Raw genomic sequence first — 13,308 nt, 5'->3', positions numbered from 1 at the left:
GATCCGGGGCATTGGTGGCGATTTCAAGCACTTTCCGATCGGGTCTGACCGGCCCGCTGACCGAGCGCGACCGCGAGTCGGCGCGCCTGCGTCACCAGCTGCGTCGTGCCCTTGCGCGCCGCGAGCTCCGCGAGCCCCGGCACCTCCTCCCCGGACCCGCCGGCCCGCTCCGCGCACTCCGCCGCCACCGCGAGCAGCTCCCCGCTCCCGCGGGCCGGCTTCGCGTCGCCGAGCACCGACGGCAGCAGCGCGAGCAGCACGTCGCGCACCGTCCCGTACGCCCCGGTCGCCGCCGCCGTACGAGCCGCGTCCGCCAGCCGGTTCGGCTTCACCGACCCCTCGGCCAGCAACTCCGCGAGCCGCGCCCCGAGCAGCGCCGCGTCCAGCTCGCCGCGCGACGCCAGCACGAGCAGCGCGTCGACGGCGGTCAGCCGGTCCTCGGCGTGGAAGCAGCCGAGCCCGACGGCGAGCGCCAGGTGGACGGCGGGGCCGACGGGGCCGTCGGACTCGGCGAGGGCGGTGAGCGCCCAGGTCGCCCCGCGCTCCTCCCGCTCGACTCCGCCGGCCAGAGTGGGCAGCAACCAGGCGGCCAGGGTCTCCCGGTCGTCGGGGAGGACGGCCGGCCAGAGGGAGCGCTGACCGGACCAGTGGTACGAGCCGCAGCCGCGCGGGGACTCGGTCGGCTCGGTGCCGAGCCATCGGAACGCCGGCGGGAACTCCTCACGGATCACGCGGCGCTCGCGCACCGCGAGCACCACCCGGTCTGCCAGCCACCACTGGCCGCCCCGCTTGTCGCGGCTCCGGGACTGCAGCCGCACCCCGGGCGCGAGCGAGGCGTCCGCCGTCAGCCACTCCGCGAGCCGCTCACCCGCCCGTGTGCCGAGCGCCGCCGCCTCGACTGCCGCCTCGGCCGCCGCCGGACCGCCCTTCCGCACCCGGAGCAGCGCCTGCGCCAGGTCCAGGGGCAAGGGCTGCACCCCAGTGTCTCGGTACTCCCGCAGCCGCTCCACCAGCACGGGTGCGTCGATGGACCCGGTGTGCCAGCTCGGTGCGGCCAGCAGGAACGGCACGCGCTTGCCCTGGGCGAGCTGCCAGGCCGCCTCACGAACCCGCGACTGGAGCACCCAGGCCAGCGACTCGTGCGCACAGGACGGGCGGTGGCCGGCATCGGTGCGGGTGACCCGCGCGGTGCCCACCACGGTGGCGAGCATGTCCGTCAGGCCCCGCGTACCGTCGCCGAGGCGACTCCCCGCCTCCAGCCAGTACGCCCCCGCGAACGCCTCCCGCACCGCCGCCCGCAGCGCCTCACGGTCCCGGTGCGCATGCCGTACGAGACCGTCAAGCGCCCGCTCGAACTCCTCCGGCACCACGTCGTGCGGCCGTCGCTCCAGGGAGACCAGGTCCTCCACGAGTTCCGCCAGCTCGGCCGGAGGCGCCACCGGGCGGCGCTCCGGCGCGGGCGGCAGGACCTCCTCGTACGGCGCGTCGTCGGACACGGCGGCCACGCCGAAGAGCTCGGCCGCGGCCTGCCGGTGCACCGGGCTCAACAGCTCGACGGCGCCGGACAGTTCCGTCCGGGCGGACTCGTCCACGTGCTTCAGATGGCGGCCCACCAGAGCGAGCGCCCGCTCCTGGAGGGAGGTGTCCTCGTGCCCGAAGGCGTCCGTGACCACCGGAAGGAGCTCCGCCGCCGCGCCCGGCTCGCTTCGCAGCACCTTGCCGAGCAGCGTCAACTGCGCCCGTACCAGCTTCTTCTCGCTGCGGAACAGCACCGAGCCCGACATCTCCGCCAGCTCGGTGACCGTGAGGCCGCCGTCCAGCGCGAGCTCGGTCAGGATGGTCTGGGCGTGGCCGGCCACCGGGGACGGTCCGTCCGCCGCCATGCCCAGCCAGTCCGGGATCCGCGCCCGCCGCTCCTCGTCCGTGGTGCCGAGGGTCTGGAGCAGGGCCAGCGGGAAGCGCAGGTCGCGGGCCCGGCCGCCGCGCAGCAGCCGGGACACGCAGCCGTCGACCAGGACCGCGCGGTCGAGCACGCCCTCGTCGGCGAGGGTCTTCAGGGCCGTCGGCCAGTGCGTGGGCGCGTCCGGTCCGACCGACCAGGTCAGCCGGTCCGGGGTCTCGGTCAGCGCCAGGACGTGCGGCAGCAGCACCGGCGTCTGCGGGTCCTCGCGCAGCCGGGCCACCAGCCGGTGGTCCGTCACCGTCCGGGTCCAGCCGCGCAGATAGCTCTCGGTGGTCGGCACCGGACGGCCGGAGCGCAGCACCAGGGTGTGCACCAGGTGGTAGTCGTCGTCGGCGACGCCCGGGCGGTCGGCGAGCCGGCCCGCCACGTCCCCGAGCCACGCGGGGTCCCGGTCCGCCAGGACCTCCAGGACGCCGTCCACGGTGTGCTGGCCCCAGCCGGTCAGATCGCGCGAGGCGATCCAGGCCGCCGCCGCGGCCGCGCCCGTGTGGCAGCCGGCGCCCGCGACCCTCAGCGCCCGGCGGGCCTCCGTCTGCGCGTTCCACTGCTGCCAGTCCCAGCCGCGCACCTCGGTGCGCAGCTCCTTCAGGCGCGGCAGCGCCTTCTTGCGCGCGGCGGCGTCCAGGGGTTCCAGGAGCGCGGGCACCTCGCGGTGCCGCCCCTCCCGTACCGCCGTCAGCAGCGCTTCCGTCGCGGTCTCGACCGTGGTCATGGCCGTGGTCATGGCCGTCGTCCCCGTCATGGTCCCCGTCCCCTTGTCCGTCCCCGTGTCCGTCGCCGTCGTCATCGCGCGCCCTCCGCGACCGCCTCGGCCGTCCCCGCCGACTCGACCGTCATCGCTCCGCGTCGTGCCATCCGTACCGCCAGCGCGTGCTTGCAGGGGCCGCGCCGCCCCCGGTAGTCCGCCCACCAGGTACAGGTGCAGGTCAGACGTCCGTGCGCGGTCTCCCGTACCTGATAGCGGCGCTCGCCGGACGCCACCGTCGCGAGCTCGCCGTCCAGCGTGACCGCGCCCTCCGCGAGCAGGGCCCGGGCGGAGAGCAGCCGCGGGTTGTGGCGCTCGGCGCGATCGGCGTCGTAGGGGAGCTCGCGGTGGAAGTACGCCGCCTCGGCGACGTCGTAACCCACCCGGCCGGCCGTGCCGAGCCGGGTCAGCGCCGCCCGCACCCGGTCCACGGGCAGCCCCGACTGCTCGGCCAGGTCCGCGAGGTCGATGCGCGGCTCCCAGGCGAGCAGCACCGAGACCAGCTCGGCGTCCTGCGCCGCCTCCTCCGTGGCCAGCGCCTCCAGGACGCCGCCCTCGCCGGAGAAGCCGCGCGCCGGGTCGGGGGAGAGGGTGAGAGTGAGCCGCATGCCCGGCAGCTCCACCTCCCAGGCGCTCGGCGCGGCCGCCGCGCCGTCCGGCACCGGCCCGTACACCCGCAGCGCCGTCGCGTGCCGCAGCACCCGCTCCAGCGCGATCAGTCGATCCGGGCCCGCGAGGCAGACGGCGCCCGGCACCGGGCGGGTGGTCGGACGCAGCGTCCGGCCCTGCTGCACCACCCACATGGGGCCCCGGCCGCGCGCCTGGGAGCGCGGCAGCGAACGCAGGAAGCGCACCGCCTCCGCCCCGGACAGCTCGGCCCGCAGGTCGAAACCGGCGGACGAGACCTGGGCCTCGGCGAAGCCGCGCAGCCAGCGGTCCGGCAGCGGCACCTTCTTCTCGACGACCGGCCCGTCCAGGGTGGTCACCGCCAACTCCTCGGGACCGACCCGCAGATGCAGCGGGTCGCCGCCGGTCAGCCGCGACAGGGCCTCCCGCAGCGGGTTGTTCACATCGACGTTCGTCGTTCCGTGCCCGGTCTCCGCCCCGTCGAGACCCGCGCTCAGCACGTCCAGACGCGCGTACACCCCGCCGCACCCCGAGAACGACTCGAACCGCAGCCGGTCCCCGTTGCCCGTCACCACCGGGTCCAGCGAACCCGGTCTCATCCGCTGGTAGTAGCGCGCCGCCGCCACGTCGGCCACGGCGAGCAGCCCGCGCGCGGCGACCTGCGGTGAGGTGAGGAACCCGGAGAAGAACCGGGGCCGGGCCTCGGCGCCGTGCGGCGTGAGGCCCCCCGAGGTCTCCAGTCCGAGCAGCCGCCCGGAGCCGGTGGGCTCGAGGGCGGACGGGCGTGCGTAGGCCAGCGCCTGTACGGATCGCGTCATGTGAAAGACCGTAGGACCCGCCACTGACAATCGCCCGGACGGCGGAGGCGGCCCCGCGCCCGGACTCGTTCCCCGCCGACGCCCGGACCCTCAGGCTCCGCCGCCCCGATTCCGGGACCTACTGCCCCACCCGCCCCGGCTGCAGCGTCCGGCTGAACAGCACCAGACCGCCCTCGGCCCGCAGACGCACCGTCAGTTCGCCGCTGTCGCCGTCGATGGCGACCTCGCCGAAGTACTGCGGGGTCTCCATCGGCGAGAGGTTCGCGCGGTCCGGGGCGCGGACGAAGACGCGGTCCGGGCCGAAGGTGGCGTCCAGCTGGTTGGCCGGGAAGCCGCCCGCAGCCAGGGGGCCCGAGACGAACTCCCAGAAGGGGGCGAAGTCCTTGAAGGCCGCGCGCTCGGGCACGTAGTGCTGGGCCGAGGTGTAGTGCACGTCGGCGGTGAGCCACAGGGTGCCGGTGATGCGCCGGTGCTTGATGAAGCGCAGCAGCTCGGCGATCTGCAGCTCGCGGCCGAGCGGCGCGCCCGGGTCGCCCTGGGCGACGGCCTCGAAGTCGGTCGCGCCGTCGGTGACGACCAGGCCCAGCGGCATGTCGGCGGCCAGCACCTTCCACACCGCGCGGGACCGGGACAGCTCCCGCTTCAGCCATTCCAGCTGCTCGGTGCCGAGGATGCCGGTGGTGTCGTCGGCCTGCCGGCCCGGCGAGTTGGCGTTGCGGTACGAGCGCATGTCCAGCACGAACACGTCGAGCAGGGGGCCGTGGCGCACCACCCGGTGCATCCGGCCCTCGGCGCGGGTCTCGCCCACGCGCGCGTGCAGCGTGGAGACGGGGAAGTACTCGGCGAAGGCGCGCGAGGCACGGGAGGCGAGGACGTCGGCGTCCTTCTCCGTGTAGCGGACGTCGTCGAGGAGCTGCCCCGGGTACCAGTTGTTGCGCACCTCGTGGTCGTCCCACTGCACGATCGACGGGACCTGGGCGTTGAAGGCCCGCACGTTGTGGTCGAGCAGGTTGTAGCGGAAGTTGCCCCGGTACTCGGCCAGCGTCTCGGCGACCTTGGACTTCTCCGGCGTCGTCACGTTCCGCCAGATCCGCCCGTCGGGCAGCGTCACGGACGGCTGGATGACCCCGTCCGCGTAGATGGTGTCGCCGCTGCACAGGAAGAAGTCCGGGTCGAGCCGGCGCATCTCCTCGTACGCGCGGAAGCCGCCGATGTCCGGGTTGATGCCCCAGCCCTGCCCGGCGATGTCACCGGACCACAGGAACCGCACCCCGTCCCGGCGCCGCTCGGGCGCGGTGCGGAAGGTGCCGGTGACCGGCTCGCCGGTGCGGCGCGGGTCGTCCGGGTCGGCGAGGGTGACCCGGTAGTGGATCTGCTCGCCGGCCGGCAGGCCGCGCAGCGCGGTGGTGCCGGTGAAGTCCGTGCCCGGGCCGAGCAGCGGGCCGTGGTGCCGGTGCACCCGGCGGAACGATTCGCTCGCCGAGGTCTCCACGATCATGCGGGCGGGCCGGTCCGAGCGGACCCACACCAGGCCCGCGTGCGCGGTGACATCACCGGTCTGCACGCCCCACGCGGCCGACGGACGCCCCGACACGGCGAACGCCGGGCTCGCGAACGCGCCGCCGCCGACGGTGAGGGCGGCTGCCGAAGCGGCGAGCGAACCGCGCAGGACGGTACGGCGGGCGGGCGCCGGGCCGCCGGCCGCCGGACCGGGGGTGGGCTGGGACATCGAACGCCTCCAAGGGGTGGGCGGAGCGGGACCGTCGTCTCGCGTACGTACGGCTCCGAGGCCCGCGCCCCGGTGCCGCGCCCCATGCCTAGCGCCCGGGAACGGCGCCCAGCCGAACCCCGCGTGAACAACCCCCCGCGTGAACAACCCCCCGCGTGAACAACCCAGGGCGTGAACAACCCACCGCCCCCGCAGGCAGGTTCAGCCCACGCCGTCCCCCGGGCCGGCCGCCGCCACCAGCGCCACCCCGCGCCCGATCTCCGCCGGCGTCAGATGCGCGTAGCCGATCACCAGCCGTACCGCCCCGTCCGCCGGGCGCCCCGTCCCGTACTCCTCCAGGGGCCGCAGGGCCACCCCCGCCGCCTCCGCCGCCGTGAGGAAGGCCGGCGTCGGCCCGTACGCGGCGGGAAGGCGCGCGATGACGTGCAGACCGGCCGCGATGCCGCTGGTCACCGTGCCGGGGAAGTGCCGCTCCAGGGCGGCCACCAGGGCGTCCCGGCGCTCCCGGTAGGCCCGCTGGCAGCGCCGCAGCTGCCGGTCGTAGCCGCCGCCCGACACGTAACGGGCGAGCACCGCCTGGTCGATCACCGGATTGCCGAGGTCCATCGTGCGCTTGCGCTCCACGACCTCCTCGACCAGCTCGCCGGGCAGCAGCAGCCAGCCCAGACGCAGCCCCGGCGCGAGGGACTTGCTCACCGAGCCCGTATACACCACCCGCTCGGGATCGAGCCCCTGGAGCGCGCCGACCGGCGCCCGGTCGTAGCGGAAGTCCCCGTCGTAGTCGTCCTCGAACACGAACCCGTCCACCGACCGGGCCCAGTCGAGCAGTTCGGCCCGCCGGCCGGCCGCGTAGGAGATCCCGGACGGGAACTGGTGCGAGGGCGTCACCACCACCGCCCGCACCCCGGACGCCGCCAGCCGCCCCGGCACCAGACCCTCCTCGTCGACCGGCAGCCACACCGTGTCCAGGCCGGTCGCGGCGAACAGCCGGCCGTGCTCCGGGCTGCCCGGATCCTCCACGCCCACCGCGCCGTGCCCACGCGCGCGTAGCGCAAGGCCGAGCAGCGTGGCGGCCTGCGCCACCCCCGAACACACCACCAGGCGCTCCGGATCCGCCACCACCCCGCGCCGGCGCGCGAGCAGCGCCGCGACCGCCGCCCGCAACTCGGGAAGACCGCGCGGATCCGGGTAGCCGAGCCTCCGATGGGCCAGCTCGGACAGGACGGCCCGCTGCGCCGCGCCCCACGCGGCCCGCGGGAACAGCGACAGGTCCGGCGTCCCGGGCCGGAAGTCCACGCGTACGCCCGGGGCGCGCGGCGCGAGGTCCCGCACACCGGGCGCGGCGGCCCGCGCCGCCCCGCCCACCCAGGTGCCCGACCCCCGGTCGCTGCGCAGATAGCCCTCGGCCGTGAGCTGTTCGTACGCCTCCGTCACCAGGCCCCGGGACACCCCGAGGTCGGCGGCGAGCGCCCGGCTCGACGGCAGCCGCGTCCCGACCGCGAGCCGGCCCGTGCGCACGGCCTCCCGCAGCGCCTCCTGGAGCGAGCGCCCCCGCTGCCGCGCCGGAGCCGCCGCCGCGGGCAGCAGCAGCTCCCAGGCCGGTTGGCCGCGCATCCCCGTACCCCCTTCGTCCCGACGTCCGTCGTCCCGACGTCCTTCGTGCCTGGTCGCCGTGTCCCGGGCCAGCGCGAGAAGTGGTCCCCGATGACGTACGACAAGTGGACCTCAAAAGAAGCCGCTCCGGTTCCTAGCGTCGACACCATGAACGCGAACTCCCTGCGCGGCGTGCTCCTCGTCACCGTCGCCTACGCCCTCGTCGGCGCCTCCTTCACCGCCAACAGCCTGCTCGGCTCCTACCCGTACGCGGGCGGGCAGGCGCTGCGCTACGGCGCCGCCTGTCTGCTCCTGCTCCCGCTGCTCGGCGGCCGGGCCGTGCTGCGGCCGCTGCGCGCCCTGACCGTGCGCCTGTGGCTGCGGATCGCGCTGCTCGCGGCGGTCGGCATGGTCGGCTTCAACCTGGCGGTCCTCGCCGCCGAGCGCACCGCCGAGCCGGCCGTCCCCGGCGTCCTGGTCGGCTGCGCGCCCGTCGTGGTCGCCGTCCTGGTGCCGCTCACCGAGGGCCGGCGGCCGACCAGGCCGGTGCTGTACGGGGCGGTGCTCGTCGCCGCCGGGGCCTTCACCGTGCAGGGCTGGGGCCGCACCGACCTGGCCGGGCTCGGCTGGTCGGCGGCGGCCCTCGCGGGTGAGGTGGGCTTCACGGTGCTCGCGGTGCCGGTGCTGCGGCTGCTCGGGCCCAAGCTCCTGACGGCGGTGGTGTGCGGGGTCGGCGCCGTCGAGGCGGCGCTCCTCGGGTTCGCCGTCGACGGCACGGCGGCACTGCGGATGCCGACGGGTGTGGAGGCCGCAGCGTTGGTGTGGCAGGCGGCGCTCGCAACCGTCGTCGGTTTCGTGCTCTTCTACATGGGCGCCCAGCGGATCGGTATGGAACGCGCCACTCTCTATACCGGTGCCATCCCGGTGGCCGCCGCGCTGACCGCCGTGCTCGTCGGCGAGGGCACCTTCGGTCCGGCGCAGGCCGCCGGCGGCCTCCTGGTGGGGGCCGGGGCGGCGCTCGGTACCGGACTGTTCGGGCTCGGCGTCCGTCGCGGCCGTGCCGCTCGCACCGTTCGCGCCGACGCGCCGTCAGGCCGCGGCGGCGGCGCTGCCGTCCAGGATGACCCGGGCCACCAGGGCGGGGTCGTCGTTCATCGGCACATGACCGCAGCCGGGCAACCGGATCAGCCGGGCACCCGGGATGGCCTGCTTGGCGCGGATGCCCTGGCGGCGAAGCAGCAGCCGGTCGCGGCTGCCCCAGGCGATCGTCACGGGCAGCGCGGTGACGTCCTCGCGGAACAGCACGGAGCGGCCCGCCGCGAGGGTCTGCTCGAAGCCGGTGGCCGCGCGCAGGGACAGCGTCTCGGCGACCGCCGACTCGGGTGAGAGCCGGGCCGGGCGGGCGTAGATGGTGCTGGTGAGGACGGTGCGGCCGGCCGCGCTGCGGGACAGGCGCTCGATCAGCGGCAGCGGCATCGCCCGCGCGGCGCCCCGCATCGCACGCAGGGTGGTGAAGGCGTAGCGGCGCTCGGCCTCCGACCAGAAGCCGGCGGGGGAGAGCGCGGTGACCGACCGCACCAGCTTCTCCCGGCCCAGCTCCAGGGCGAGGAGCCCGCCGAGCGAATTGCCCGCCACGTGCGGCCGTTCCACCCCGAGCGCGGCGCAGAAGGCGTCGAGCACCGGCACCACCGTGGTCAGGTCGTACGCGAGCGGCGCCGGTAGTGCCGGGGAGGCGCCGAAGCCCGGGAGGTCGACGGCGATCACGTCCCGCTCGGTGGCGAGCACGTCGATGACCGGCTCCCAGGCCTGCCAGAGGTGGCCGATCCCGTGGAGCAGCAGCAGGGGTTCGCCCGTGCCCCGCCGCTCGTACGTCACGGTGACCGTGCGCGGCCCGGCCGCGGACTTCACGGGGAACGAGATCTGTGCGGACATGGCTGCTCCCTGTCGTACCGACACGCCCTGCAGGACACCTGCGAGACACCCTGTCAGCAAGAATTACCGGTGAGTAGAGTCGAGTTCAAGAGGTACGGGCGGACCGGTCCGGACCGAACTGGACACGGCTGACGCCGTGGGCTGGGATGGGGACGTGCCGACCGAGATGCTCACCGACCCCACCGACGTCTTCGAGGAGCACCGCGCGCTGCTCACCGGCGTCGCCTACCGCATGCTCGGCCGCGCCGCCGACGCCGAGGACGTGGTGCAGGAGGCCTGGCTCCGCTGGACCGCCGACGACCGCGCCGGGGTCCGCGAGCCCCGCGCCTTCCTCGTCCGGATCACCACCCGGCTCGCCATCGACCGGCTCCGCCATGTCCAGTCCCGCCGCGAGTCCTACGTCGGCCCCTGGCTGCCCGAGCCGATCGTCACCGACTTCGGGCCCGCCGTGCCCGACACCGCCGAACGCGCCCTGCTCGCCGACTCCGTCTCCCTCGCCCTGCTCGTCGTCCTGGAGTCCCTCTCCCCGCTGGAGCGCGCGGTGTTCGTGCTGCGCGAGGCCTTCGGCTTCCCCTTCGCCGAGATCGCCACCGCCCTCGACCGCAGCGAGGCCGCCGTGCGCCAGCTCGCCGGCCGGGCCCGCAGACACGTCGACGAGGGCCGCCCGCGCTACGACGTCGACCCGGCCCAACGCCGCGACCTCACCGAGCGGTTCCTCGCCGCGGCCGCCGACGGCGACCTGACGGGACTGCTCGCCCTGCTCGCGCCCGACGTGCGCCTGGTCGGCGACAGCGGCGGCAAGACCAAGGGCCCGCTGCGGATCATCGAGAGCGCCGACAAGGTCGGGCGCTTCCTGCTCGCCGTCGCCCAGGGCGTGCGCGACTCCTACGAGTTCCGCTTCGAGGAGATCAACGGCCGGTCCGCGCTCGTCGCCCTCGTCGGCGGAAAGACCGACGCGATCTTCCAGATCGAGGTCAGGGACGGCCGGATCGCCTGTCTGTACATCATGCGCAATCCGGACAAGCTCCAGGGCCTCGACCTCGGCTGAGGATCGGCCGTCCGCCGCCCGCGCGACCACCCCGCTCGACCCGCCCCGCCCCGGAACCTCGTGTTCCGCGGCGGGGCACTTTGCTGCGCCGGCATCGCGCGCACGCGAACGTCCTGTGAACGATCTAGGTCAGAGGGTCACATTCAGGGCCCTCTGACGCAGGATTGGTCTTGACCAAGGGTGTGCCGCGCCTTATGGTCGCAGAGTTAGTGCAGGAACCTTTAATAAACAAGGGCGCGGAAAACGCCGCGGGACACGGCGAATGTGCGGAGGATCAGGGTGGGGACCACGCAGCTCGAAGCAGCACCGGAGCCGAAGTACTGGCACCTCAAGACCGTGATCAGCGAAGCCCTCGACACGGACTTCGCGGTCGGCGAGATCCTGCCCAACGAGCGCGAGCTGGCCGCCCGCTTCGGCGTCGCCCGCGCGACCCTCCGGCAGGCCCTGGAGCAGCTCGAACTCGAAGGCCGGCTGCAGCGCCGCCGCGGCGTCGGCACCACCGTCGCCCCGCCGCGCGTCGGCGTCGACGTCTCCACCACCCAGCACGCCTGGCCCGGCGCCGGCGAGGAGAGCTGGCAGGCCGTGGACTCGGCCGCCGACACCACCCCGGCCGCCGTCCTGCGCCTCCTCGACGCCAAGCCCGGCGAGACCGTGCACGCCGTGCGCCGGCTGCGCGTCACCGACGGGACCCCCGTCGCCGCCGAACTCCTCTACGTGCCCGCCGGTTCCGTGCCCGGCCTCGACCCGGCCGCCGCCCCCGAGGGACCCGCCCGCGCCCGCGCCGTACTGCGCGAACTGCGGCAGCTCGCCCTGGACGGCCAGGACCGCTCCGTCGAACTCGGCTCGGCCCGCGCCGACGACGCCAAGGAGCTGGACCGGCTGCCCGGCTCCCCGGTCCTCGTCGTCACCACCCGCTACCTCTCCGGAGGCCGCACCGCCGCCGTCTCCGTGGCCACCTACCGCGCCGACACCTGCCGCCTCACCTTCGGCGACTCCGGCGACCTGGCCATGGCCTCCTGACGACGCCTCGCTCGTACGACGACGGCCCCGGGCTCACCGCCCGGGGCCGTCCTCGTGCCGGAGCCGCTCAACGCCGGGCGGCCACCGTGCCGTCCACCGCGAACAACTGCTCCTCCACATGGTCCAGGGCGCGCCGCAGCGCACCCGTGGCCACCGCCGCCTCGCCGAGCAGCGAGAGCACCACCCGCGGCGGCCGCAGGCAGAACCGGGCCAGCTCCTCGCGCAGCGGCTGCAGCACCCCGTCCAGACCGGCCGCCCAGCCGCCGATCACCACCAGCTCCGGATCGAGCGCGAGCACCAGCGCCGCCACGTCGTGCACCAGCCGCTGAATGAACCGCTCCACCGCCGCCTGGGCCCGCGCGTCGCCCTGCCGGGCCAGCGTGAAGACCTCCGCCACCGCCTGCTCGTCCAGCGGGTGCAGCGGCTCGTCCGTCGTGGACAGCAGGTGTTCCGGCGTGACGCCCCGCCCCAGCAGGTGCAGCGCGCCGATCTCGCCGGCCGCGCCGCCGTAACCCCGGTGCAGCCGCCCGCCGATCAGCGAACCGGCGCCCGGGCTCAGCCCCGCGAGCACGAACACGATGTCGTCGGAGTCGGTGGCCGCGCCCTTCCAGTGCTCGGCGACCGCCGCCGCATTGGCGTCGTTCTCCACGATCACCGGGCAGCGGAAGGAGCGGCGCAGCCGCTCGCCGAGCGCGAGGCCCGTCCAGCCGGGCAGCGCCGTGCCGAGCCGGACCGTGCCGTCCGCCTCGACGATCCCCGGAGTGCCGACGCCGACCGCCCGCAGATTGGACCGGGGCACCCCGGTCCTGCGCAGCACGTCCGCCACCACGGCCCGCACCTTGTCCAGGCGCTCGTCCTCGGGGGCGGTCTCCGCCACCTCGCGCGAACCGGCGCCGATGATCCGCCCGTCGAGGCCCGAGATCAGCGCCGCGACCCGGTGCGGACCGATCTCGATGCCGAGCAGATGCCCCGCCTCCGCCCGGAAGCGGAACCTCCGGGCCGGCCGGCCCTGGCGCCGGGTCTCGCCCTCCTCGGGCGCCGCCTCGACGACCAGACCGCCCCCGATCAGGCCCTCGGTCACCCCCTCGACCGTCGGCCGGGAGAGGCCGGTGATCCGGGTCAGGTCCGTGAGCGTGAGCGCGTCGGAGCCCCGCAGCGCATGGAGTACCACCGCGGAGTTGATCCGCCGCAGCAGCGACGGATCCCCGCCGGTCAGCCGCCCCACCGTGTGTCCTCCCAGCTCGTACGCCTCTTTGGCCGGATGTTACTCAATGGACCCGGGCCCGGCGAGCGCCGCCCGCGGGCCGGTCCGGGCGCCGCCGCCCGGCGGGGGCTGACGGGCCGCCAACTGTCAGTGGGGCGCGCTTTACTGGCTCCATGGACAGGGCACAGCATCTCGTGGCCGTCGACGAGCTGGTGGGCCGGGCCTTCCCGGCGCGCGCCGAGCGCTCCGGGTTCCGCGACAGCGGCCCGGACCACCACGTCGTCGCGCTCGCCACGAGCGAGGAATTCTGGGAGGACGACGGCACCCGCCGGTTAGCCGTCGAGGAGCAGTACGAAGCGGAGCGGGACGGGCTCTCCACGCTGCTCGGCGCCCGCTGGGGCCCGCCGCAGGTGTTCAGCCTGTGGTCGGTCCTCGACCGGAGCATGTCCGGCGAGCACATACCCGAGCCCTGGGGCGTCCTCAGCAACCACACACCCGACGTGCATCTGTGGCGGGCGGGGGAGCGGTGGGTCGCCCTCGGGGTCTCCCAGTGGGACAAGGAGCTGCCGTTCCAGCTCCTCGCCGTCGTCACCACCGTCGACCCGCCCTGAGCGCCGCGGCCGAACCGC

At 75.2% G+C, this 13,308-nt stretch carries 9 protein-coding genes and 1 pseudogene; 4 read left to right on the top strand and 6 right to left on the bottom strand.

The features are described from left to right. Positions 1 to 23: 23 nt before the first annotated feature. The 4 genes from JAO84_RS04375 to JAO84_RS04360 form a co-directional block, all read right to left on the bottom strand. A complete protein-coding gene (locus JAO84_RS04375) occupies positions 24 to 2,705 on the bottom strand; it encodes a DUF6493 family protein (RefSeq protein ID WP_370410572.1) in 2,682 nt (893 codons plus the stop codon). A 41-nt stretch (positions 2,706 to 2,746) separates the two neighbouring features. After that, positions 2,747 to 4,153: an SWIM zinc finger family protein gene (locus tag JAO84_RS04370; protein WP_370410570.1), complete on the bottom strand. Its 1,407-nt coding sequence runs from the start codon at positions 4,151 to 4,153 to the stop codon at positions 2,747 to 2,749. 118 nt (positions 4,154 to 4,271) lie between these two features. Then, the gene (locus tag JAO84_RS04365; RefSeq protein ID WP_370410568.1) at positions 4,272 to 5,882 is read right to left on the bottom strand and encodes an alkaline phosphatase; all 1,611 of its coding nucleotides are present in this window, start codon (positions 5,880 to 5,882) and stop codon (positions 4,272 to 4,274) included. 201 nt (positions 5,883 to 6,083) lie between these two features. Continuing rightward, positions 6,084 to 7,496 (bottom strand): PLP-dependent aminotransferase family protein, encoded by a 1,413-nt coding sequence (locus tag JAO84_RS04360; RefSeq protein WP_370410566.1) that lies wholly within the window; start codon positions 7,494 to 7,496, stop codon positions 6,084 to 6,086. A 90-nt stretch (positions 7,497 to 7,586) separates the two neighbouring features. Between JAO84_RS04360 and JAO84_RS04355 the strand changes: the two are divergent. Beyond that, positions 7,587 to 8,483, top strand: a pseudogene (locus JAO84_RS04355) (DMT family transporter); the annotation flags it as partial. 81 nt (positions 8,484 to 8,564) lie between these two features. Here the strand turns inward: JAO84_RS04355 and JAO84_RS04350 are convergent. After that, positions 8,565 to 9,407, bottom strand: coding sequence for an alpha/beta fold hydrolase (locus JAO84_RS04350; protein ID WP_370410564.1), 843 nt, complete (start codon positions 9,405 to 9,407; stop codon positions 8,565 to 8,567). Between the two features lie 166 nt (positions 9,408 to 9,573). Here JAO84_RS04350 and sigJ point away from each other — a divergent pair, with 166 nt between their 5' ends. Together sigJ and JAO84_RS04340 are read left to right on the top strand one after the other, a co-directional pair. Further along, positions 9,574 to 10,455 (top strand): RNA polymerase sigma factor SigJ, encoded by an 882-nt coding sequence (gene sigJ / locus JAO84_RS04345; protein ID WP_370416654.1) that lies wholly within the window; start codon positions 9,574 to 9,576, stop codon positions 10,453 to 10,455. 279 nt (positions 10,456 to 10,734) lie between these two features. After that, the gene (locus JAO84_RS04340) at positions 10,735 to 11,475 is read left to right on the top strand and encodes a GntR family transcriptional regulator (protein WP_265866802.1); all 741 of its coding nucleotides are present in this window, start codon (positions 10,735 to 10,737) and stop codon (positions 11,473 to 11,475) included. A 67-nt stretch (positions 11,476 to 11,542) separates the two neighbouring features. Here the strand turns inward: JAO84_RS04340 and JAO84_RS04335 are convergent, their stop codons facing one another. Continuing rightward, positions 11,543 to 12,700, bottom strand: a complete 1,158-nt coding sequence (locus JAO84_RS04335) for an ROK family protein (protein ID WP_370410562.1) — start codon at positions 12,698 to 12,700, stop codon at positions 11,543 to 11,545. 152 nt (positions 12,701 to 12,852) lie between these two features. On the opposite strand from JAO84_RS04335, the gene JAO84_RS04330 reads away from it, so the two are divergent. Next, a complete protein-coding gene (locus tag JAO84_RS04330) occupies positions 12,853 to 13,290 on the top strand; it encodes a hypothetical protein (RefSeq protein WP_370410560.1) in 438 nt (145 codons plus the stop codon). Positions 13,291 to 13,308 lie beyond the last annotated feature (18 nt).

This window comes from Streptomyces fradiae (assembly GCF_041270065.1).
Classification (GTDB): Bacteria; Actinomycetota; Actinomycetes; order Streptomycetales; family Streptomycetaceae; genus Streptomyces.
The sequence above is the reverse complement of the archived record's forward strand: the minus strand, read 5'-3'. Positions and strand labels throughout refer to the sequence as shown.

Coding starts and splice junctions, on each gene's coding strand:
- JAO84_RS04360 (WP_370410566.1), bottom strand. CDS start 7,496: ATGCGCGGCCAACCGGCCTGGGAGCTGCTGCTGCCCGCGGCGGCGGCT.
- JAO84_RS04330 (WP_370410560.1), top strand. CDS start 12,853: ATGGACAGGGCACAGCATCTCGTGGCCGTCGACGAGCTGGTGGGCCGG.
- sigJ (WP_370416654.1), top strand. CDS start 9,574: ATGCTCACCGACCCCACCGACGTCTTCGAGGAGCACCGCGCGCTGCTC.
- JAO84_RS04365 (WP_370410568.1), bottom strand. CDS start 5,882: ATGTCCCAGCCCACCCCCGGTCCGGCGGCCGGCGGCCCGGCGCCCGCC.
- JAO84_RS04350 (WP_370410564.1), bottom strand. CDS start 9,407: ATGTCCGCACAGATCTCGTTCCCCGTGAAGTCCGCGGCCGGGCCGCGC.
- JAO84_RS04370 (WP_370410570.1), bottom strand. CDS start 4,153: ATGACGCGATCCGTACAGGCGCTGGCCTACGCACGCCCGTCCGCCCTC.
- JAO84_RS04375 (WP_370410572.1), bottom strand. CDS start 2,705: ATGACGGGGACGACGGCCATGACCACGGCCATGACCACGGTCGAGACC.